Origin of the sequence: Micromonospora sp. NPDC093244 (genome assembly GCF_040683695.1) — a bacterium.
In the GTDB taxonomy this organism is placed as follows: domain Bacteria; phylum Actinomycetota; class Actinomycetes; order Mycobacteriales; family Micromonosporaceae; genus Micromonospora.
Map to the genome: position 1 here is coordinate 1 of NZ_JBFBEO010000006.1, position 22,280 is coordinate 22,280.

The following is a 22,280-nucleotide window of genomic DNA, read 5'->3' on the forward strand; positions in this document are numbered from 1 at the left end:
ACCCCGGCGTTTTTTTGCAACCCAAATCCCCCCGTTCCCGTAAAATCAAACGGGCCCCAAACGGCAACCTTGGATTTACCACCCCCGGGCCCCCCCCCCCCCCCCCCCCCCCCAGCGCCTTTCTGAGCCCACGTCAGTTCGGTCGGCTTGCCATCGCGCAGCGCCGCCAAATCCTCCAAGGAAATCTGCGGGCCCTGCTTGTCTGGGTGGACCGAGTCGGCCTGGCGCTCCACGGACGCGACCGACAGCTTCAGGTTCACCCACAGGTCCCCGCCTGCGCGCAGCTGCTCGACGGCTCGCAACTGCTCGTCGGTGACGAAGCCCGACATCTGCACCTGGCCTGCCTGGACGAGCGGCGTGACCAGGCTCGCCGCGTTGAGGACGCACAGCATCCGCTGCCGGCGCATGATGTCCTCGACGTACATCTGGGCGCTCACCCGGTACGCGACACCCGGCGCCAGGTCCTGCGCCTTGCTGATCCTCAGCGTCACCTCGACCTGGGTGCCACCGGCACCGGGATAGAGACGAAGGACGCGCCGGGCCGGCTCCAGCTGGAGGGAGTCTCCGTTGCCGAGGTCGATGATTGCGTTCGGCTCAACCTTTTCTCTGGCGCCACCCGTGGCGCTACGACGCGAAAACTGGCCGTGACCGCGATGCAGAACCCGCCGGACGTTGACCGGGGCCACCCGGTGAGGAGCGTGACGTGACGAAGTACCGGTCACCCCCTGGCCCGGAGGCGGCGATCGCCCGCATGATCGCGCCCCGGGTGCAGCGCCTCACAGGCGACCTGGCCAACGCGGCCCGGCGCAACGCCCCGCCGACGAAGACGTGGGTGTCCAGGAGGGACGTGTTGGTTCGGCCGGAGCACCGGGAGGCCCCCGGCCAGGAGCAGCCCGACAACCTTCGGTGCGTAGTCCGGTCGCCGGAATACGACCAGCACCACTACGGTGCCGGACCGCACCAGCAGCCGCGGGAGCCTTGCGACCCGAAAGCACGCCGGGTGTGACGGTGAACTGCCGCTGTAGGGGTGAAGCACCCGGACGGGATCGCTCGGTACATTGAGGCGCATCCGGTGCGGGTCTCCGGCACCCGGGTAGCGGGCTGGGCGGCGCCGTACTGGACTAACCGCCGGCCCAGGCGCAGTGGCGCATGGGCGTGACCGGGGCGCTTGGCTGGTACGTCGTGGCCGTGGTCGACGGCTGCAACGAGCCGATCGTGGAGTACGTCGCCCGCGACGACGACTTGATCGCTGAACTACGCGAGGCCCCCGCCCAGTTCTGCGGCGACCACCTGTGGCCCAGCCACAAGTGGTGACGCTTTCGGGCCCGCCGAAGAGGTCTCCCAGCCAGGAGCCCTGGTCAGAAGGTTGCCGGTGGGATTTGACTCTCAACTCCCGGGATCCATACCGACAGCACCACGGACGGCCCGAGCGGCACGCCGATGCGGGGAACTCCTTTCGATCGCCCTTGAGGGGCTCCACGACGACAGCCGGCACGAGCCGGGCGGGGAGCAGCGAACGTTGACCTCTTCCGCCAACCTGCTCGACCGCGTCCAGCACCTGCTCGTAGGTCCGCAGCTCGAGGTCGTCCTCCGCAGCCTGGGGTCAGACCAGCAAGGCGGTCGGCCTCCTTCCGTCGAGGACGACACGCGCCACGATTGCGGCAGCCTTCGGTGGGACCGGGGTCGCGTCGTTGACGGCAATTCCGACCCACAAGCGGCGAGGCCCGCGTGCCGCCGGAGCTGCCGAGGGCGAAGCGGCAGGACTGCGGCGGTCGTCGCGGCCGGGTCGCGGTCGAGAACCTCATCCCGCGGACGAACACCATTGCGCGGCCTTCGGCGACCACCTCATCTCATTGCCGAACATCGGTCCTGCCGCGCGGATCACTCGTCGCGACTTCTTCGAACCTTTCCCAAGAAGCCGCCGGAATTGTAGAAGTGATCAGCACTACCAGCCAAACACGGGGTTGAGACATCAAAGCCCGAAGTCGGCAGGTTCTTCGGCCGCCTTTCGTCGATAGGCATCCAGAACCAAGGCGCTCTCGTTGATCAGCGCATCAAAGGCCTCTTCCTTGCGTTCGTCGTAGCTGGATGCACCATAACTCCTAACTAATTCGGCAAGCAGGTCCGCGACCTCGACGAGGTCGAGGTACCGGAAACCGTCAATCGCGCGTTCGAACTCATCCGGTTCGATGACTTCCACAGCAAAGCCGAAGCCACCGCCCATAATTGCATTGAAGACACGATGGACATGGGCAAGCTTAGCCACCCCGAGCGGCGCGTCGGCCGGCACCACGCCTTCGACTCCATAGTCGACCGCCAGGTTGTATACGCTGTCCATCGCTCTCATGGCTCCTACACATCCCCCACTAGACCCGATTTTCCATACGTCCTGAGTGTGTTATTTACGTACAATCCAAAGTCCCATTGCTGATTAAAAGGCATATCCGCAAGCATATCGCGGATCGGCTTTCCGCCGGTCCAGTTAAAGGTTTTCGCGTAGTACCCATTCTTGGCGAAGTTTATGCTTTGATCCTGAAGGAAAATATTATCAGGGTTATTGATCCACTCCTGCGGGAAGTTGGATCTTCCTGGCCCCTGCTTCCCCTGACTCTGCTCAACGACGTGCTCCCAGTTCAATTTGGGCCCGCCTGGCGTCGCATAATCTCTGGCCGGCCCGTGCACCTGCAACCAGCCACCAGCTTTGTCATAGCTGGGATACCCGCTAGCAGAGTCCGGCGTCCATGAATTCGCGCCACGGCCGACCGGGCACGACTCGCCACCGGAGACGCCGAGTTTGATTAAGCCGGGGTCATTATTGTGAACCAGGACCGGCTTATTTCCGGCGATCACATAGTACGTGTGGGTGTTGTCGACGGTGAGGTCGCGCATGGTCTTGCTGCCGTCGACGTTGGTGACCTGGACGACGGTGACGGTGTGTCCTGGTCCGCCGCCGCCCATACCCGCGCCGGTGCTGTCGCCCTCGAGCCGCTTGTCGTCGTGGACGAGCAGTCGGTGTCCCGGCGTCAACTGCGCGGCGTCTACCCATCGCCCGTCTGTGGCGTCCCAGAATGGGTGATGCGCGGTCGTCTTCACCACCGACGTCGTGCCGGTCTCGCCGTCGCGGACGGTGACATCGGTCAGGTCGTCATCGACGTTGACGTGCCGGTAGGTGACCTTCTGGGGCGTGCTTTCGCCGGTGGCGGGATCCGTCGTGGCCACCTCGTCGCCGAGTTCGACGTCCTCGATCGGTTTGGTGTTCCCGTTCGCCATCAACACCCGCGTTGCAGGGTCGAAGCTGTGTCGCAAACACCCTGGCCCTGACGATGAGCTCTCCTGGGAGCGAGACCGCTCCGGCGCGGACGACGGCGACCCACCCGTACCTGCGGCGCGGCTGGAGACCCCGGGCATCCGGCCCCCAGACCCGCCGCGAAGCTTGGTGCCAAGGCCGCCGGTCAGTCGGCTTGCCCCGGCCGACCAGGCGCCATCGAGTCCGCCTTCGATCATGTTGCTGGCCAGGCCGCTCCAGGAGAAGTCTTCATCTCCCTGGGCAACATCAGTCATGTAGCCCGCGCCGGCCGACATCGCGCCCGCGACCGCGCCGGCCAGGATCAGGCAACCCACACCGGTGGCGCAGAGTGCCCCGACCGCGACCGCCGCGGCCAGGCCGACTGCTGCCGAGGCGAAGAACTTCCACGGATCTTGTTTGATGGCGTCGACCGTGGATTGCACACTCGCCACGGCTGACTTGACCGCTTTCTTCGCGGTTGCCTTCACACATTTCCCGACTCCGCCGGAGAGGCATTTGTTGGCCGAGTGGTAGGCGTCCTTGATGGTGTTGACTTTTTTCTTCGCCCAGCGGACGGTGGATTCCTTGACGACGTTGTACGCCTTCTTCGCCTTGCTGACGGCCTTCTTCGCCACTGTGACGACCTTTTTCGTCGCCGTCTTGACGTAGTCGTAGGCCTTGGTCGCGGTCTTGACCGCCGCCTTGTACGTCGCGACTGGGTTACTCACGACCTTCACCGCAGTCTTGAAGAAGCTCTTGATGCCCCAGTGCCCGGTCGGGTCGGTGGTGGTGAGGGGGTTGGCGTCGCCGTACTGGAAGCGGTTGGCGGTGACCGAATCCGGCAGGGGACTGTTGGCGACCGTGTCGCGGGAGTCGAACTGCGCGGTGTCTGGGTTGTACCAGCGGGCGAGCATGTTCACCCGCCCGGTGGTCGAGTCGGTCCACTCGGATTGGTAGCCGAGGCTGCCTGCCATTCCGGATGTCGCGGTGACTGTGCCGAGAGGGTTGTAGGTGGTGGATGCTGACAGAGTCGCGCCGCTCGCGGTGAGCAGTCCGACCAGGTCGGTGTGCTGGTCGGTCCAGGCGTACAGGGAGCTCGCTCCGGCGCCGGACCCGACGCCGATGAGGGCGTCCTCGGGGCCCCGCGTGTAGGTGGCGGTGTTGTCCTGGGCCAGGGTGTTGCCCAGGCCCGAGTACTTGAACCCGGGTCGTACCACCCGACCCAGCGCGTCGTACTGGTAGGTGCTGGTGGCGCCACCCGTGCCCTGCTGGGACAGCACCTCGCCGAACGCGCTCGACGTCGTGGCGTAGGTGACCGTGCCCACGGTCGTCTGACGCAGGGTGCCCCGAGCGGTGTATGTGTACGAGCCCACTCCGGTTTGGGCCGTCAACTGGTTGCGGGCGTCGTAGGTGAACACCTTCGCGCCGGCCTGGGTCCGGTTACCGGAGTCGTCGTAGGTGTAGCTGGTGGTGGAGCCGTTGGTCCAGGACGTCAACCGGTCGGCCAGGTCGTAGGTGTAGGTGTTCGATCCGGCTCCGGCGAACCCGGTGGTGACCTTCGACGTTTCGTTGCCGTTGTTGTCGTATCCGTAGGTGATCGACCCAAGGGTCTGCGCGCCGTTTGACGTCTTGACGGTGTCGGTCTTCAGACGGTGCAGGGCGTCGTAGGTGAGTGTGCGGACGTTGTTGTTCGTGCCGTAGGTGATGGCGGCTGGCAGCGACAGGTTGTTGTAACCGACGGTCAGGTTGATCCCGGTGGTGGGGTTGGTCGCGGTCTTGAATCGGCCGGCCGTGTCGTAGGTGTAACTGGTCGTGCCGGCGGCATCGCTGCGCGATGCCATGCGGCCGTCTCTGGTGTAGGAAAACGAGGCGTTGTCGTTCGGCCCGCTGATGGTGAGCGGGAGACCGCGGTCATCATAGGAGAGTGTGTTCGTTCCGGACGGCACAGACAGGGAGGTGAGCCGCCCCGCGTCGTCGTAGTCGAACATCCGATCGGCCGTGGCCACCTCGGCGCCCGCGCCGGAGATTTGCTTGATCCGGCCCATCTCGTCATAGGTGTTGGAGACGGTGACCCCGCCCGGCATCGTCTGCTTCTTGGGCCGGCCCGCAGCGTCGTAGCTGGTGGTGAAGGTGCGGTCAGCGAGGTTGGGGTAGGCCGTAGTGGACGGTTCGATCTGCGATTCCGGCAGTCCCCACGAGTTGTAGGTCGTCCAGAACGGGTTGCCGCGACCGTCGGTGAAGCGCGTGCGGTTGCCCGCCAGGTCGTATCCGAACGAGGTGCCGATGGACTTGGTGGCGGTGACCGGCTGGACTTCGCCGGTGACGCGGCCGAGGGCGTCGTAGCTGAATGTGGTGGTGGTGTTTCGGGCGTCCTTGACCGAGGTGACGTTGCCGTTGTCGTCGTAGCCCATCGACTGGGTGGTGAGCACGGCATTGGAAGCGTCGAGGTTCTGGGTCTGCACCACCCGGCCGGCGCCGTCGTACGAGAGCGTCTGCTTGGTGTTGTCCGCCAGGATCGTCTTGACGGCACGCCCGAGGCCGTCGTATTCGGTGGTGGTGACGTTGCCGGCGCCGTCTTTAACGGTCAGCGGTTCACCGACCCAGTTGTACGTCGACGACGTGACGACTCCATCGGGGGAAGTCACCTTCTGCAGCCAGGGGCCTGCGGCGGGCGTCGTTCCGTACGCGCCTGAGCCGTAGTCGTAGGTGGTGGTGTTCGTGGTCGGGGTGGGCTGTCGGACCACCTGGCTCGACGTGAGCTTGCGGCCCAGGAAGTCGTACGTCGCCGTCGTCTTGGCGCCAGTTGGGTCGACGGACTCGATCGGGTCGCCGACCTTGTTGTAGGCCGCGGTCGACACCTTCCCACGCGGATCGGTCACCCTCACTGTGTTGCCGAGTGAGTCATATCCGTAGGTCGTGGTCTTGCCGAGCGGGTCGGTGGTTGACGCGACCTGGCTGAGCTTGTCATAGACGGTGATGGTTTTCGCGTCGGTGATTGTGCTGCCGCCGGGTGGGGTGTAGTCGGGCAGGCGCGTTTCGACTGGGCGGCCTGCGGCGTCGTAACGGGTGGTGACGGTGTTGGTCAACGGGTCTTGGGTTTCCGTTGCCTCACCGAAGGTGTTGTAGCCGGTCCTTGACACCGGCACCGCCGGTACCGGTCCGGCCCCTCCGGACGTCTCCGTCGACACCGACGGCGCGACAACCTTCGCCAGCTGCCCGGCGCTGTCGTACTCATAGCTCGTCAGGTTGCCCATCGGGTCGGTCATCGCGGTGGTTAGGCCGCGCTTGTCAACCGTGTACTTGGTGGTCAGCCTCTGACCGGTGACCGTCGTATCGGCGCTACGGCCGTTGCCTGCGCCATACAACGTCGAGGCCTCCGACGCCGACAACGCGCGTTGGAAGACCTGCACGTTGTCCATGGCCCCGTTGACGTAGTCGCCCTCACGGGCGCCGATCATGACTCCACCGACACCCAGTGGCGTAATCGCGTTGAACGGCGTGGGGTTGGTGCCCGTGCCTCCCTGGGCGCCGTTGACGTACAACGTCATGGCCTTGGTACCCGAGTCGAAGACGCCGACCAGGTGCACCCAGGTGTTGGTAGTCAGCGAAGCTGCGGAGCTGGCTGAGTAGTAGGCCGACGGTGACGCCGAGTCGCTGCTGGGCGAGATGAACGCCCACTTGTTCAGGCCCTTGCTGTACTGAAGGAAGAAGGCTCCGTGGTTTGATCCACCTTCGCCCACGAATGTCTGGTAGGTAGTGAAGTTGTTCAGCTTCACCCAGGCGGAGACCGAGTACGACTGCGTGGTGTTGAGGACGGGTTGCTGCGTTTGGTACAGCGTCGTCCCGTTGAAGACGGCGGCGCCCCCCGAACGCGCGATGGCGCCATTGTGGGAAGCCAGGGTTTGTTGGGATGGCGACGAGTCGAACGCTTCCCACGCCGGTCCGGGCTCCTCCATCTTCCACCAGCCCGATGGTCCGGAACTGTGGTTGACGCTGACACTCTCCGAGGTCACATTCCCCATCGGGTCGTACGTGTTGTCGATGGTCTGAAGGGGTGTCTCTAGCTGACCGACGGAGTTGCGGGTGCTGGTCGGATGATCGTCCGCGTCGTACTGGTAGCTGGTGACGCGGTGTAGATCGAAGGGCTGGAGGACCGATTTGCGCAGCCGGTTCGCCTCGTCGTACTCGAACGTCGACCAGTTCGCCCCGTTGTCCGACCGGCGCGAGGTGGGATTCCCGACCGCGTCGTATTTGTTCTCCTCCTGAACGAAGGATTTCACGCCGTCGGTCCGGGTGACCTTGGTGACGTTGTCGTTCAGGTCGTACTCGTAACTGGTGACCCAGTTCATCGCGTCGGTGTCCGAGGCGAGGTTGCCGTTGGCGTAGTACGCCTTCGACGACACGCGGGTGGCGGTGCCGTCCTGGCCTGTGACCGTCGTGGTGAGCTGTTGGCCTGCCGCGTCGTAGATCTCCTCCACGGTCCGCAGCCGATCGCCGGTGGGACACGGGGCCGATGGGCTCGGGTTGCTGTCGCAGGTGACTGTCTTGGTGTTGTTGCCGTACGGGTCGTACTCGAACAAGGTGACCGTGCCGGCCGCGTCGACGGTTTTCACCACCTGGCCGTAGCTGTTGTAGAAGCTGCTGGCGTCGCGGTACGCGTCTCCGCCGGTGGTGTCTTCGACCTTGCGGTAGGTCACGTTGCCGTCGGCGTCATATGAGGTGGTCGTCTTCGCGGTGTGCGTGGCACCGGTGACCTGGTTGAGCACCGGTGGGTCGATTTGCTCGACGACCTGGCCGTCGGAGTCGTAGACGAAGGTGGTGGTCAGGTCGCCTGTCGGAGCACCGGCTTTGACGGTCTTGGTCACTGTGCGTCCAAGCCCGTCATAGCTGAACTCGGTGGCCAGGCCGGCGGCGTCGGTCACTCGCACCACGTCACCCGCTGCGTTGTACTCGGTGCTCTGCTGGGCGTTGCCCGGAGATTTCGTGGTCAGCGGCAGCCCGGCCGGAGTCGTGCCACCGCCCACTGCCGCCGTCGTCGCGGTCGTGTACGTCATGGTCGTGGTGCGCCCATTCGGATACCCGGCGATGGGCGGCGTGGTCATGCTCAGTCGGTTGCCGGAGGTGTCGTAGGCGAACTTCGTCAGGTATTTGTTGTCCGACTCGGACTGTGACCTGGCGTCGCGAATCTCGATCAGCTGATCGTTGCGCGGGTCCGGGGTTAGGTTCACCGTTGTCGCGTCGGGCCAGTACTTGTAGTAGGTGGTGTCGCAGTATTCCTGATCGCGGCACACCGTGGATCGAATGGTGTTGCCTCGTACGTCACGGCCGGTCACCGACTTCATGCCGAGTGGGTCGTAGACCACCGACTCGTACCCGCCGATGTCGTAGCCGAAGGACGTGGTCTGGCCCAAGACGTCGGTCGAGGCGATCATCCGGCCACCGTTGAGCAGGTCGAAGACCTGCTTCGATGTCTTTTGGGTGGGGTCGGTGATCGTGACACTTGACACGGGCGTCAGCGTCGGCGTCGTCCCGACAGCCAGGCTGCTCTTCGACGCCCTGAAGTGTGCGTCAACCTCGAACGGCGACAGAGCGCGGTTGTAGTACGCGACCTCGGCGATGTTGCCCTTGAAGTAGCTCACATCGCCCGACGAGCCGGGCCACCCCCGGGTGGCGCCGGCGCCGATGTAGGAGTGTGCGGCGTTGGTGGCGACCATCGCCGCGGTGCCGCCCACGATCGTGTTGTCGAGGTAAAGCAACTGCAGGGTGTTCGACGCGGACAGGACGACGTGGTGCCACTGCCCGTCGTTGACCTTCTTCGCCGAGGTGACCGGTGCCGCGCTGCCCGTCCAAAAACCCCCGCGGAGGTAGCCGTCGGCGCCGACGTACAACGCCGGGGTCCAGCTAGCGGCGATCGACGCGCCCAACTGTGCGAACTGGTAGGAGTAGAGCACTCCGCTGGCGGCGTGGTTCGCCGGAACCTTGAACCACATCTCGACCGTGGTCGCCTCGGTCAGCGGATAGTCGGTGCCCGGGTATGCCTGATTGTTGGGGTTGTAGGGCTTCACGAAGGAGGAGGTGCCGTTGAAGACGGCGCCGTAGGTATCCGGGAACGGGCTGGTGGTGTTTGGTTGGGTGGTGTCGAACGTGACGTTGTTGTATCGGGCCTCGTTGCTGTGAACGACGTTGACGGCGTCGACCGGCGCTTGGTCGTCACCCAGACGCCAGTAGTCGGTCGGCTGAGATCCCAACACTGAGGAGACGTAGACCTGGCTGGACCCGTACGCCGTCGGTGCGCCGATCTTCCACACGCTGCCGTTCTCGTCCGTCACCGTGCTGGTCCGGCCGCTGACCGTGTCGTAGGAAACCTCAGCCTGCACGCGGCCGGCCTCGCTCGTCACCTTGGTCAGCTGCGCGGTGCCGGTCCTGCCCGATGAATGCATCGCGGCGACCATCGGCAAGGTCAGGCTCTTGTTGAAGAAGGCGACGTCGGCAACCGAGCCGTTGAAGTAGGTGGCTGTTGCGGTCGTGTTCGGCTGGTTGGGCCAGGCCCCACCGAGGAATCCGGCGCCCACGTAGCTCTTTGTCGCATCGAGTTCGCTGAGCTTGATGGTGCCGGTCAGCGTGGCGACCTGCGCACCGTCCAGGTAGAGCTGCTGGTTGCCGCCGTTGCCGGCCAGCGCGACGTGATGCCATTGGCCATCGGTCACGGTGTTCGGCGTCGACATGGCCGCACCGTCGGTTCCCGTCGGGAACGCGCCGTGCAGCTTGCCGTCAGATCCGACGTACAGGGTCGGGTTGAACTTGCCCGTTGTGGTCGCGCCGGGGGCGACCGTGTCTCGTTGATAGCTGAACAGGACGCCGGTTGGCGTGCTGGTCCGGAACCACATGCTGATCGACTGGTACGAAGTTTCGGCGACGGGCTTCGAAGGGAGTGCGACAAGCGAGTTCGTGCCGTTGAACGCCGCAGACGTCGACGTCGAGTTGGCCAGCGGCCCGGGGCCTCCCAGGGTGACATTGCTGTACGTCGCGTTGTCAGTGCCGTCGTTGGACAGCACGGAGCTAGCCGCTGCCGCCGTACCGGCCGCCTCGTTCAACCGCCAGAACGAGTACGGACCCGTGTTCAGCACTGTGGTGGCGTGCTGGGAGACCCGGTTGTATTCATAGGTGGCGCAGCTGGTGGTCGTTCCCGGCGGGCAGACCTTCGTCAACAGGTCGTTGTCGTACGTGTAATTCCAGGTCAGTGCCGTGTTCGCGGCACCCGCCACGGCGGGATCGGTGGTGACGGAGGAGACGTGTGGGTGTACCGAGTTCGGCGGTGTGGACCAGGCGATGGACAGCGTCCGGTTCGACGTCGATTTCATCTGATCGACGCGGCCGTTCGCGTCGTAGCGGAACGTCACCGCTCTTCCGGACGAGTCGGTGACCTTGGTGATGGCGTAGACGCCACTGCCGGTGGACCGTGTGAACTCGTAGGCAGTGGCATCCTTGTCGGTGAGTGAATACCCACCCGTGATGGATTTGAAGACCGAGAAGCGGCCCGACGGTGCCATGAAGGTGCCGTCGTTGTTGCGGCCGAAGGCGACCTCCTGCCCGTTCGGGTACCGCACATTCACGGTTTGCAGGACACCCGCGCCGTCGACGATGTCTCGGGCCCGCATGTCCAGCACAGAGGACCAGCCGCTAGCGAAGGCACCATCGACCCTGGTGTCGAGGCTGTTGTAGTCACGTGTGATGGACAGGGCCGGGCCGGCGGCGGCTACCTGAGCGTCCGTATCTGACGAGGTGTAGTTACCGACGTTCGCCTCGTAACCCTTTCCACCGTTTTGCGCCAACGTTGACGTCACCATCGGTTGCGGAACCTGAGTGGTAAAGGCCGACTTTGTCGTCGGTGTAGGATTCTTTGACGAGAAGTCATCGACCTCGACCGCGTACGTGTAGGTCTTCCCCCAAGCGAGCGCGCCTGCGGGCACCTTCCAAACGCCGGGCACCCACCCGGATGAGGTGACCTGCGTACCCTGGTCGTTGTAGACGAGGAAGTTGAAGCGCAAACCCTTGTTGGGCCAATTGTCCGGGTCGTGACCGCCGGCCGCCAGCTCCGGAGTCAACGTGCCGACCACGTAGTTGTTCGAGGGGTACTGCGAATCGACCTGCGGCGGCACGTTGTCGCTGTAGGTGACGTCAATGAAGGGGTCGCACCGGATACTGCCTCGCGTGGGATGCGCACACGTTACATTCGCGTCCACGGAAGTGAACCGTTTCCATGCGGCCGTGTCCGTCTCCGACGCGGTCAGCGCCAGGCCGAAGTTGCCACTGCCGGTCACCCATTCGTTGACGCCTGCGGTATCGAGGGGCACCGCGACCCACGTACCCACATTGCGGGGCGGCGGATAGGTGGTGTTGTTGCAGGCAGCCGTGCTGCTCGGGGAAGCGCTACCGAGCGGATCAGAATAGGCGGGGAAAGTGTCATATTTTACTGAGGATGACCAGTTGGCGGTGACTCTGCGGACATCGAATTGTCGAGCCACGCAAGGGCCGCCCACGCCCTGGTAGGACATGAACACGTTAAGGGTGGCCGCGCTGAGCCTTTTCCCGGCGTACGATGTGCCGAAAGTGGGGAACGGCAGCAGGGCCTTGGCCTTGCCGGGAACACCGTTGTCCAATCCGAACGTTCCGACCGCGACGTTATTCTCTGTTTTGCGGTCCGACTCAGACACTCCCGACTGGACGTATGTGTCGCCGCTTGTCGTCGCGATCGTCGGATCCAAGACCACTGGGAATTTCCGCACCGGGTCCTGCAACCAGGTGGCGTCGACTGACATCTTGAGAATAGGCACTTCGCCGCCGGTGTCGATCGAATAGCGGATGTCGTGCGACATCGCACCCGCACCCGAGACGCCAACCGCCGCGTCCTCCATGTAACCCACGGGCATTGTCGCGACGACGGCGCTGTCGTCATCGACGAACTCGACCGCCCCTGCCTCGCCCACACGAGCCGTCAACCCCTTGAGGCGCAGCGGGAACTCGTACGACGTCGGCACGTCCGCCGACCGGAAGACCAGGGTTTCCTTGACCCCGTCGGCCATGGCGGCCAGTTCCAGGTCCACATTCTGGTAGACGCCGGCATACCGGGCGATCTCCCGATCAACCGCGGGCAGACCGATCGAGGCACCGGATAGCGAATAGGCCAACTCGCGGCCAGCGTCAAATGTAAGCCGAACAAGGTCATCCGCGGCGGCCGACTCCGCCGACTCCGCGACCGACCCGCCGGATCGGCTTGTCGAGCCGACGTCGGATCGCGTCAGCCCGTCGGCAAAACTCAGTCCGAACGAGTTCGCGGTCACCTGGGGACGCCCCTGCGGACCCAGCTTCAGAGAGCTGTCGATTGCCCGCCAGGACCCATCCGTGGCCTTGAAGTTGACCGGGTGCTCATGGACCCAGCGCGTGTACGAGCCGTCGGCGTTCCGGAAGAGATCCCCGTTCTGCGACGCCCCCGAGGAAACCGCCTTACTGGCCGATACACTGAAGCCATCCCCCGCCGCAGGTGTCGTGACCTTCTTCGCATCCGGCCGGTGCGGCTGATAGCGCTTCAGCTCACCCTTCGCCCGGTCCTCTTCAACACCGACGTCGTTCACATACTTGGCGGGCAGATAATGTCCGCGCTCAGGGGACACTCCGCGCTTCTGTTCAGGGGTGGGCGGATCAGCGAAGGCCCACGACGGGCGAGTCGACAACAAGTCCCACAGCCACGACAGGGAGCCCCCGGAACGACCTGGAGGAACCGCACCTGCAGGCACCGCCACGGATAGCACGAGCGCCAACGTCACGAGGACGGCCAATCTCCGAGTGAACCCGCCCACCCTGCGTCTCGGCCGAACACACTCGCTCACCGCACCAGCCGATGCCGGCCAACCACGCATGACAGTTCTCCCCCGTCGGAACAGACTGCGCGGAAGCTTGCTGTACGTAAGCTGAGAACACAAGAACAACAGCGCTCCCGCAGCACGGCATCCCATTCCACCAGCGATGATCACCACGGGTGATCCCATCTGATGGACACAGATTTGGGACGTGCGTTTTAATCTGTTAACAGCCCTAAACGGTCAGGTGGGCCTCAGCGAGACGGCTCATACTTAGCTGAACTGGACGAATTCCCTACCGAATAACGCCGCACTAACCTCGCAGGCCGGCGCAGCACCCCAACAAACCCGATTTGCCATGGTTACGCTGCCGGCCGGGGTCTGAACCCTCGAGGCCCGCTGGACCCGAGAGCACGCCGCCACCCTCGGGATAGTCGGCGCGGCTGCAACGCCGCACGTCCGCTGCTACGGCCGACCTCCGAACGATCCGCCGCGTCACCGCCCGTGCAGCAGTCGGCTGACTCGCCACGCCGACCCGCCGATTCCCACGGCTGGCGCAGCACAGGATGGTTGATGGACGATCGCTAGAGGGTGGCGTAGCCCTCCACCGGATCTTCTAGGTATGGGCTCGATGTCCATTGGGCGGCGACGATCGCCGCCGCAGCGCCTACAGTACGATCCCGCAGGAGATCAGAGAACGGGGGATACACCGATGCGAGCCTGGCCTCATCCGAAGTGGAGAGCAGCCGCGCTAACCTTGGCAGCGCTCTTTGTTGCTTGCGCTACATGGGCACTCTGGCCGCAGTCCTCGCCACCCCTGCGAGAACGTCAGTACCGCGCTACGACCGCCTGCCTACTCACAGACGACAAAGGACTCGCCAGCGAGCAGGCGCGGGCCGCGTGGGCAGGCATGCAAGAGGCGTCAGTCGCCACGCTCACCAAGGTGCAGTACCTTTCCGTACCTGGCCCGCAGACGCCGGCAAATGCCGCCGCCTACTTCAATAGCCTCGCACTTCAGAAGTGTGCTCTCATCATCGCGGCCGGCGAGGCCCCTATCGCCGCCATGCGCGAGGGAAGTTCCCGATTCTCCGATCTGCGTTATGTGGCCATCAGCGACGGCGCCACGAACGCTCATATCACAACTATTCAGGCCACGTCACCCGATGCCATTCGCACGGCGACTATGAGAATTGTTAACGAGCTGCCCTAGAACGGGCAGATCAGGAGGCCCGGAGGGTGACGGGGGGAACTCCCACGCGTCCTCGCCAACAAAGCTGAGCACGCCGATTCATGCCCGGCCGGGTTAAGCCATCCACGCTGGACCGCATGAGGTCTGAAGCGGTCGGCACAGGTCGGCGCTTGCTCGATCGTGGGACTGTGGTCCTCGTCTGGGTCTGCGGACTGACGACGGCCGTGTGGTGGGTGGGCATCGAACTGGAGCAGTGGAGCGTCAGCTACAACGACCAGCCCGGCGAGCTCAAGGACGTCACCCGTCGGGCGAGCATGGCCCTGCTGGCCGGCGCGTTGGTGGCGCCCTCCGGACCGTCGAGGTGAGTGGGCGGCTTGTCGAGGTGCCAGGACGCCCGTGAGGGCGCCACATACACACCAAGCCGGTCATAGTCGGAGCCCGGGTCATGCAGCCCGTACGCCCGCGACCTAACCACAACGGCGAGAACCGTATGCCGCTCGACAAGCTCGATCACGCCCGGGACGCTACCCAATCACCGGCATGCACGGGCCACCCCTTCTCAAGCACTCCCCTTCCGTGAGGTTCGGCTCTTGGACGAAGGAGTGCTCATGGTGGTCCGGCCAGACTGCGACCCAGGCCCGTACTCGTCGCCGTAGAGCACGGATCTCGGCATGGGCGGACGTCGCCGGTGTGACAATCGGGACCGCCAGTGCTGACGCCTTCGGTATCCTCTGGGAGGTCAGCGATACCGCTCGATCCCTACCGACAGCGGTAAGCGACACGGTGATGGGTTGCTGGGCCGTCGATCGTCGGCTGCACCGGTTGAACAACCGCAACCGGCTCCGCCTCACCACCCGTTTCGGACGGTCGCAGCCTCAGTCACCATCTGGCTTGGAGGCAGTGACTACAGCAATCAGGCGGTGCCCGCAGGACTGCGTCGCGAACGACGGCGATGTCCAACGGCGGGGTCAGCTCAGTGGCTCATCGCCGAGGTCGATTTTATCGTCGTCTTCGGCCAGGTCATCGCTGAACCAGATGCGGATCAGGTACTCCTCGACCCCGTCAAACGGCGCGAACAGGGCCGGCCAATGTGACGAATGCGTACCCGCCATTCTTTCGTCGAGGCGTTGCAGCGCGACTCGGGCCTCGACACGACCGCGATACTGCACCTGCACGGTGTACACGCCAGGGCCGTCCGGGAGGTCGATCCCGCCGACAGCGGTTCCGCTGCCGTCTCCCATTTGAAGTACGCCACTGGGGCAGGTCAGCGTCACGGTCACGAGGTCGTCAAATCCGTCTGCCGGACCGGCAGGCTGTTTCCAGACCTCTAGGCGGGCCCGCACCTTGATCAGGTCCTGAGCTGCCGTCACGTACACCTCATAGCCTGTGGTGGCGGCACCGCTCCCGTAGGCCCGCGCGAGGGCTTCCGCGCCGCCCGCGGCGGCGTCGCACTCTTCGTCGCGAACGGTGAAGAATCGGTAGTCCGGTCTGAACAGCAACTCGTGGTGGGCGATAGGACCGGTCATCGTCCCCTCCGCTGGCAGGTACTCGCCGGGCCGGCGATGGCTGACCATACCGTCAGCTGCGCCAGGCGATCGCCCGTGCTGGTTGCCCATATCGTCGAGGCCTGCCCCACGAGACGATCGGATCTGTCGCTCATTCCCGCGCCATCACCGCAGGGTAAACCCGCAGCAACTGGTCGATTTATGTGCCTACCCCCACCGGCATCGTGCCGTGGTCGTCTACGCCGCTGGCAGAGACAGCATCCACCAGGCCCTAGCCGCCGCCGACCACCTCAGCCACGGGATGGGAACTCGACACCGTGATGCAGGTTGGGGGTGGCAGGACGCTGCACGCGATCATGCGACGCAGGTGAGCCAGCAGGGCAAGGACAGCGCACACCGACTATTGGCCGTCACGGAGAGCCCGGCAACCAGTGAGGGTCCACGACCTATACGACGGTCTTCTTGGGCCGGCGCTGCGGCAGCCGGAGCGCGCGTCCTCGGCTTCATAGATCATCGGGCCACCAGTGGGGGTCGAGGCTCTTGCCGTGGCTTCGAGGGCATCGCCCGTAGCCGGTGCGGGAGACGGCCCAGTGGTGGTAGCAGTACGGGGCGTCGCACTCGCCGCAGAATCCGGCATCGTCGTAGAAGCCCGCGGAGGTTACAGCGGCGTACCGGTACGGCTGGGCGAAGGCGTTGGCGATTCGTTGTGCCTCTGCCAGGTCCACCGGTCGGCCGGATCCGTTGCCTGCCACGATCCCGGAGAACAGCAGCCACCACTGCTGGTCGTCGTGACGTTGTCGGGCGGCGTTGTAGGCGTCGCGCTGCTGCGGTGACCAGCGCTGCCAGTCGGCAGGTCGGGCACCAGGTGCGACGAGTTCGACGTGTGCTGCCGGTCGTCCACACACCGCGCACGGTGGTTCCGCTACGAAGGCCTGGAGCATGACTCATCCTCCCCTTCTGCTAGGCCACGGCGCGCAGTCGTCGGGAGGTGTCGCCGGTACGGTCGGGCTGGGTAGTCTCCCAACGCCGTTGAAGTTCATCGACAATGGCTCTGATCATCGATTCGGTGACGTGGCTGTAGATGCCCCGCACACCGGTGAGGCGGTGGCCGAGGCGGCGGGCTTGGGCGATCTCGGGGATGCCGTCCTCGATGAGCCAGGTTTTGTGGGTGTGGCGCAGGTCGTGAAAGTGCATGCCGGGCAGGACCGGTGGGTTGCCCCGTCGAGGGTTGCCCGCGACGGCGGGGGTCCAGGCGCGCCGGTTGAAGTTGGAGCGCCGCTGGTGGTGACCGCGGGCGCCGGGGAACACGATGTCGTGGGGTTGTTCGGCGAGGTGGACGGCGAGGAGGGTGGTCAGGAAGCGAGGCAGCCGGACGTGGCGGACGGAGTCGTTGGTCTTGGGCGGGCCGAGGAACAGCTTGCCTTCGACCTCGTGCAGCGCGCCGACGTCGGGGTGCACGTGGATGCTGCCGGTGGTGAGGTCGACGTTGTCGCGGGTGAGGCCGGTGAGTTCTCCCCATCGCATGCCGGTGTAGGCGGCGGTGAGGATGAGCAGTCCGTCGCTGGGGCGGGCTTGGCGGGCGACGATTGCGGCGACCTGCTCGGCGGTGGCATGCGGTCGCTCAGCGCGGATGCCTTTGGGGATGCGGACTCCTCGGCAGGGGTTGAACGGGATGCGTCGGTCTTCGACGGCCTCTTGCAGGACCATCGACAGGACCATGCTCACGTCGGCGACCGATCGTGGTGACAGGCGTCTTCCCAGGGCGACGGCGAGGGTTTTGACGTGTTGGCGGCGGATGTCGACCAGCGGCAGGGGGCCGAGGGCGGGCAGGATGTGCAGCCGGAGGTGGCTACGGTAGGCCGCCCAGGTGGCGGGGCCCGCTTGGTGGGTTGTCTCCCAGATCGGAACCCAGTCGGCGAGAGGGATGCGTCCCCCGCGAGGGTCGATGTAGGTGTCTCGTGCCGCCTCGACGTCGATTTCCTTGGCGCGGATGACGGCGTTGGCGCGCAGGTCGTGCGATGAGTCGGTGGTGACGGTGCCGTCGGGCATGCGCAGCCGTACGCGGAATCGGTTGCCGCGCTTTTCTACCCAGGCCATGGTGTGGTCTCCGTCCGAATGGTGTCGGGTGCGGGGGTGATTGACGCGTGACTGTCGGGGTGGGGCAAGTCGCCGGTGGAGTGCCGGCGTCGCCGGGTACCGCGCCGGCCGGTAGGGGGTTGGGCGGCGGCGGCGATGATGGCGGCGAGGTCGGCGGGTGAGAAGCGCAGGTGCTTGCCGAGGAAGGTGCAGGGGATCTGGCGGCGGCCGGCGCGTCGGCGCAGCCATGACTCGGGCACGCGTAGTCGGGCGGCGGCCTCTGTTGGGGTGTAGAGCTGCGGGTCCTGCTCGTCGTGGCTGGCTGTGCTCTGGTCGGCAGCGGGTACGGCCGGCGGGGGTCGGCGTCGGACACGGGGCAGGTTGGCGGGCATCGATGGGCTCCCAAGCGTTGTGGGTTCTGGCGGCCGGGGTGGTGGCTCGTCGCGAACGGTGTGTGGATGCGCCGCGACGGGCCACCGTGCGCTGGCAGCGGCTAGGTGTGTTGGCAGAGCAGACGTCGCAGGGCGGTCGCCGCTTGGGCGGGGACGACGCCGTTGCCGAGGACCCGCAGCGCGGTGGTGCGGGGTAGCCCGAGGGTGGGGTCGGTGACCCAGTGCTCGGGCAGGCCCATGAGCCATTCCACGAACGGCGGCGCGAGGACGGGTTTGCCGTGCCGGCCGGTTTGCGTGGGTTCGGGTGCGGGGCGGCCGAGCAGCAGCTCCCAGCGGGCGACCGCTGCGGCGTAGCCGCCCCACCGCTGTTCGTCGGGCTGCCCGAGTGCGGCGATGGTGGTGGGCAGGTTCGCGCCGCCGTCGCCGTGCCGTCCGGGGTCGCGCCCGTCGGACGGGGGCGGGGTGGGCAGGGTCCGGGCCGGGACCCGCACCGCTGCGGAGGGGAGGGTGAGGTCGCCGTGCGAGCCTCGTTGCCCTGGGCAGCCCTTCTCGCCGTCGGTGGCCCGCGGGGTGGGCAGTAGCACTTGAGACAGTGGGGGCCGGAACCCGGCGCCCGCGCGTCGTCCGGGCGTGCCGGTGTCGCTCGCCCTGGGGGTGGGCAGTAGCCGTGTGGCGTCGGTGCGCGTGGGCGCGTGGTGACCGGTGTGAGCGGTTTGCCCGGCCGTGGTGGGTAGGAGTCCGTGGGTGGAGCCCGACGGTTCGATGAGGTCGGGTAAACCGTGCTGGTGGCCGGGGCCTTTGCCGTCACGGGCGCAGGGTGTCGGCAGCGTCCGCACTCCCTCTCGGGCGTGGGGTGGGTGTGGCCAGCAGGAACAGCCGGTCGCGGCGGTGGGCGGCGCCGATGTCGGACGCGCGTAGGCATAGCCAGCTCGTGTCGTACCCGATCGTGGCCAGGTCGGCTGCGACGACGTCGAAGCCTCGTCGTAGGAGGGCGGCGACGTTCTCCACGAACACGAGCGGCGGTCGAAGGACGCGAACGGCGTCGGCGATGGCACTCCACAGACTGGAGTGCTTTCCGGTGATGCCGGCGCGTTTGCCGGCGTTGGAGATGTCCTGGCACGGGAACCCGGCGGTGAGGACGTCGACGGGCTCGACGCGGGTCCAGTCGACGGTGCGGATGTCGCCGAGGTTGGGCACGCCGGGCCAGTGGTGGGCGCAAAGGGCGCGGGCGTGCCGGTCGGTTTCGGCGTACCAGGTGAGGTGGCCGCCGAGCACCAGCTGGACGGCCATGTCGAGGCCGCCGTAGCCGGTGCACAGCGATCCGATGCGCGGTGCGGGTCGGTGGTCAATCACGCACCTCCGCCGCGTCGAGCGTCGGAGTCTCACGGTGCCCGGCCAAAAGCAGGAGGCAGCAGCTCTGTACTGCAGCCCTGAGGCTGGGGTAGCGGTGGGCAGGCGCACTCACGCGACCACCCCTCCCCCGAGGGTGTCCCCCAGGTATTCCGCACCCGAGGCCTGGCTCTTGATGAACACGAGGACGTCCTCGTGTGCGATCAGGTGCATGGGGGTGCCGGCGGCCCGGGCCTTGCGGACGGCCTGGAGTTGGAAGAACGACGGCCGCGCGACGAGCCTGCCGTCGCGGACGGCGGCGAGCAGCGCCACGCAGCGGTCGACGGGGGTGAGGCCGGCCCGGATGCCGGCGCCGATGACGGCCGACGGGAGGTCGACCAGTTCGCCGTGCTTGCGCCAGGGTCGGGCGGTCACGACGACGACGCCGCCGGGGCGCAGGAGGGTGTGGCAGCCGGCGAGGATCTGGGCGAACCCGTCGGCGAGTCCGGTGAGGTCGCGGTAGGCGAGGTTTCCGCGGTCGGTGCCGTCGTTGTAGGCGTTGGCGAACTTGGCCACGCCGTCGGTGCCGGGCCGGACCAGGCCGTGCACGGTCGGCCCGTACGGCGGCGAGGTCACCACAAGGGCGACCTGGCCGGTCAGGGCCGCCGGCACCAGTGACAGGATGCTGGTGGCGTCGCCGCGGATGACGCCGGCGCGGCCGGTCGCGCCCTGGGTGTGAGCGTGTTTGATGTTGGCGTCGGCGATGTCGGACCAGCGGGACTCGTATTCCACCCCGATCGCGTCCCGGCCGGCGTGGATCGCCTCGACCAGGGTGGTGCCGATCCCGCACATCGGGTCGAGCACGAGGTCCCCGGGTGTGGTGTAGGCGGTGACGGCATGCGCGGCGATCGCCGGGAGCATCCGCGCCGGGTGTTGCACGGACTCGCGGACGTACCGGCCTCGGCGCTGGACCGGGCCGGTGGACTGCGCTGTCGCCCACACCGACAGGCCCTCCGGGCCGGGAGCAGCCCGATGCCGTCCGACCGAGGGGGTGCTCGTGGCGGCAGTCGTCGTGTTCGGCTCGTCGGACTCGTTGGCGGTGGTGTGTGGGCGGTGCTTAGCCACGGCGGCCACCGCCCTCACGCCCACCGGCCCGGCGCGGGGCCGGGCGCTGGGTCTGGCTGAACGCCATCAGGTCCGCGTGGACCCGCAGGTGGGCCACCTGCCACCGCTGGTTGACGACGGTGGTGAGGGTGAGCAGTTCCTCGTCGGTGACGTGGTAGACGAACGCGTCCCCGTCGGTGTCGGCGGTGACGGCGACGAGGTGCTGCAGGTAGCCAAGCCCGATACCGGCGGCGGCCTGGACCACGCCGGAGAAGTCTTGAGGGCCGGCGGTGGTGCCGGCTGGGACGGTGACGACGAGGATCAGGCAGCCGCCCGGTTGCAGCAACGCGGCGCAGGCGGTCAGCAGCCACGCCAGCCGATCCTGGTTGGCGGCGGCGCTGGCGTGCAGGGGCCAGCAGGCGACCACGAGGCTGGTCGCTGCCGTCAGGGAGCCGCCGGGTGGTGGGGCGGCCACCGTGTCGGCCGGTGGGTGCAGCTGCGGGTCGGTGAGATCGTCACCGAACCAGGCGCCCATCTCGGGCAGGTCGTCCCCCTCGCCCGGTTCCGCGCCGCCGGTGGTGCCGGCGGGCGGGACCGCAGTGGTCGGGTCGATGATCAGGCTGGACGCGTCGGTGAACCACGCCGGGTGGTGACGGCGCGCCCCGGCCGCGCAGGCCTGGATGAGGGCGTGGTCGGTGGTGAGGTCGACGACCGCGTCGCCGGGGCGGCTGTAGGCGCTGATGAGGCGGCTGGCCAGTCGGGTGCCGATGCTGCGTCCGGTGTCGCCTGGGGTGCGGGCGGTGCGCCAGACGGTGAGCGGTACCGGTGGGTCGCCGGCGACCAGGTCGGTGGGTGTCGGGTGGACCTCGGCCGGCGGGCCGTTGTGAGCGGTGGGTTCGGGATGCGGGTTGTGGTGCTGCGGCGTGTGCTCGCTCATGTGGTGTCGGCTCCGCGCCGCGCCGTGGTGCGCTGACACCCTCAAACCGGTGTTTGTGAGCTGTGGCGAACACCTGCCGATCTCACGGTGATCTCACGAATGTCTGACAGCGACTTCCCGTCCCCCTTGGCTGTCCTGGCGCCCGAGACGCCGTCGCGGACGCCAGCCTCACGGAGGCCGGATCAGCGTAAGGAGACTGTCAGAGCCCACGATCAACCCAGCTTTGTCAGCCACCAGGGTCAGGACCACCTCGGCCATGACAGCGACGCACGCCGATGACACGCGGGCGCTGGCCGGCATTGTCGGACCGCTGTCCGGGCGGCCGCAGACGGCAGCGATGTCACTGACAACACCCGCTTCGGGCCTGTCATTCGGACGGCGGTTCGTCAGACCGTCGAGGCTGCCGCACGGATGCTGTCCGCCGACGCGGCGGCGCCGGGTAAACGCCGACGGTCGGCGGTGACGTCCCGCCGGTTGAGGTCTGACACCGTTGCGCGGTGAGGCGCTGTGAGAGCGGCCGGGACGCGTCGTCAGGCCCGCGCGGCAGTGCCGCGTTCTCACCGCCCGGCCGCCGCGGACCGTGTCCGCCGTCTCCGGTCCTGTCA

13 protein-coding genes and 2 pseudogenes are annotated in these 22,280 nt (G+C 66.5%); 3 read left to right on the forward strand and 12 right to left on the reverse strand.

Annotation, left to right across the window (positions count from 1 at the left end; translation table 11 throughout):
* Positions 1 to 686: pseudogene (locus AB0N27_RS24820) on the reverse strand (hypothetical protein); the annotation flags it as partial.
* A gap of 463 nt (positions 687 to 1,149) precedes the next feature.
* Between AB0N27_RS24820 and AB0N27_RS24825 the strand changes: the two are divergent.
* Positions 1,150 to 1,314 carry a hypothetical protein gene (locus AB0N27_RS24825; RefSeq protein WP_364374343.1) on the forward strand — a complete coding sequence of 55 codons (165 nt, stop codon included), beginning with the start codon at positions 1,150 to 1,152 and terminating at the stop codon, positions 1,312 to 1,314.
* Positions 1,315 to 1,972: 658 nt separating this feature from the next.
* Here AB0N27_RS24825 and AB0N27_RS24830 read toward each other — a convergent pair.
* Both AB0N27_RS24830 and AB0N27_RS24835 read right to left on the reverse strand, forming a co-directional pair.
* Positions 1,973 to 2,338: a hypothetical protein gene (locus AB0N27_RS24830; RefSeq protein WP_364374346.1), complete on the reverse strand. Its 366-nt coding sequence runs from the start codon at positions 2,336 to 2,338 to the stop codon at positions 1,973 to 1,975.
* Positions 2,339 to 2,352: 14 nt separating this feature from the next.
* On the reverse strand, positions 2,353 to 12,957 hold the full coding sequence (locus tag AB0N27_RS24835; RefSeq protein WP_364374350.1) for a LamG-like jellyroll fold domain-containing protein: 10,605 nt from the start codon (positions 12,955 to 12,957) through the stop codon (positions 2,353 to 2,355).
* Between the two features lie 1,129 nt (positions 12,958 to 14,086).
* Here AB0N27_RS24835 and AB0N27_RS24840 point away from each other — a divergent pair.
* Together AB0N27_RS24840 and AB0N27_RS24845 are read left to right on the forward strand one after the other, a co-directional pair.
* Entirely contained in the window at positions 14,087 to 14,353 is a 267-nt protein-coding gene (locus AB0N27_RS24840) for a hypothetical protein (protein WP_364374353.1), read from the forward strand.
* A 116-nt stretch (positions 14,354 to 14,469) separates the two neighbouring features.
* Positions 14,470 to 14,697 carry a hypothetical protein gene (locus AB0N27_RS24845; protein WP_364375047.1) on the forward strand — a complete coding sequence of 76 codons (228 nt, stop codon included), beginning with the start codon at positions 14,470 to 14,472 and terminating at the stop codon, positions 14,695 to 14,697.
* Here the strand turns inward: AB0N27_RS24845 and AB0N27_RS24850 are convergent.
* The 9 genes and pseudogenes from AB0N27_RS24850 to AB0N27_RS24890 form a co-directional block, all read right to left on the reverse strand.
* A pseudogene (locus AB0N27_RS24850) lies at positions 14,682 to 14,846 on the reverse strand (nucleotidyltransferase domain-containing protein); the annotation flags it as partial. The gene AB0N27_RS24845 and the pseudogene AB0N27_RS24850 sit on opposite strands and share 16 nt — an antisense overlap.
* 454 nt (positions 14,847 to 15,300) lie before the next feature.
* Entirely contained in the window at positions 15,301 to 15,858 is a 558-nt protein-coding gene (locus AB0N27_RS24855) for a hypothetical protein (protein WP_364374356.1), read from the reverse strand.
* Positions 15,859 to 16,340: 482 nt separating this feature from the next.
* Positions 16,341 to 16,778, reverse strand: a complete 438-nt coding sequence (locus AB0N27_RS24860; RefSeq protein WP_364374359.1) for a hypothetical protein — start codon at positions 16,776 to 16,778, stop codon at positions 16,341 to 16,343.
* A 19-nt stretch (positions 16,779 to 16,797) separates the two neighbouring features.
* A complete protein-coding gene (locus tag AB0N27_RS24865; RefSeq protein ID WP_364374362.1) occupies positions 16,798 to 17,934 on the reverse strand; it encodes a tyrosine-type recombinase/integrase in 1,137 nt (378 codons plus the stop codon).
* Positions 17,922 to 18,305 (reverse strand): helix-turn-helix domain-containing protein, encoded by a 384-nt coding sequence (locus AB0N27_RS24870; protein WP_364374365.1) that lies wholly within the window; start codon positions 18,303 to 18,305, stop codon positions 17,922 to 17,924. The genes AB0N27_RS24865 and AB0N27_RS24870 overlap by 13 nt, the downstream gene beginning before the upstream one ends.
* Positions 18,306 to 18,406: 101 nt before the next feature.
* The gene (locus tag AB0N27_RS24875; protein WP_364374368.1) at positions 18,407 to 18,889 is read right to left on the reverse strand and encodes a hypothetical protein; all 483 of its coding nucleotides are present in this window, start codon (positions 18,887 to 18,889) and stop codon (positions 18,407 to 18,409) included.
* A 220-nt stretch (positions 18,890 to 19,109) separates the two neighbouring features.
* The gene (locus AB0N27_RS24880; protein WP_364374371.1) at positions 19,110 to 19,658 is read right to left on the reverse strand and encodes a DNA cytosine methyltransferase; all 549 of its coding nucleotides are present in this window, start codon (positions 19,656 to 19,658) and stop codon (positions 19,110 to 19,112) included.
* A gap of 108 nt (positions 19,659 to 19,766) precedes the next feature.
* Entirely contained in the window at positions 19,767 to 20,768 is a 1,002-nt protein-coding gene (locus AB0N27_RS24885; RefSeq protein WP_364374374.1) for a DNA methyltransferase, read from the reverse strand.
* Entirely contained in the window at positions 20,752 to 21,675 is a 924-nt protein-coding gene (locus tag AB0N27_RS24890; protein WP_364374377.1) for a hypothetical protein, read from the reverse strand. The genes AB0N27_RS24885 and AB0N27_RS24890 overlap by 17 nt, the downstream gene beginning before the upstream one ends.
* Between the last annotated feature and the right edge of the window lie 605 nt (positions 21,676 to 22,280).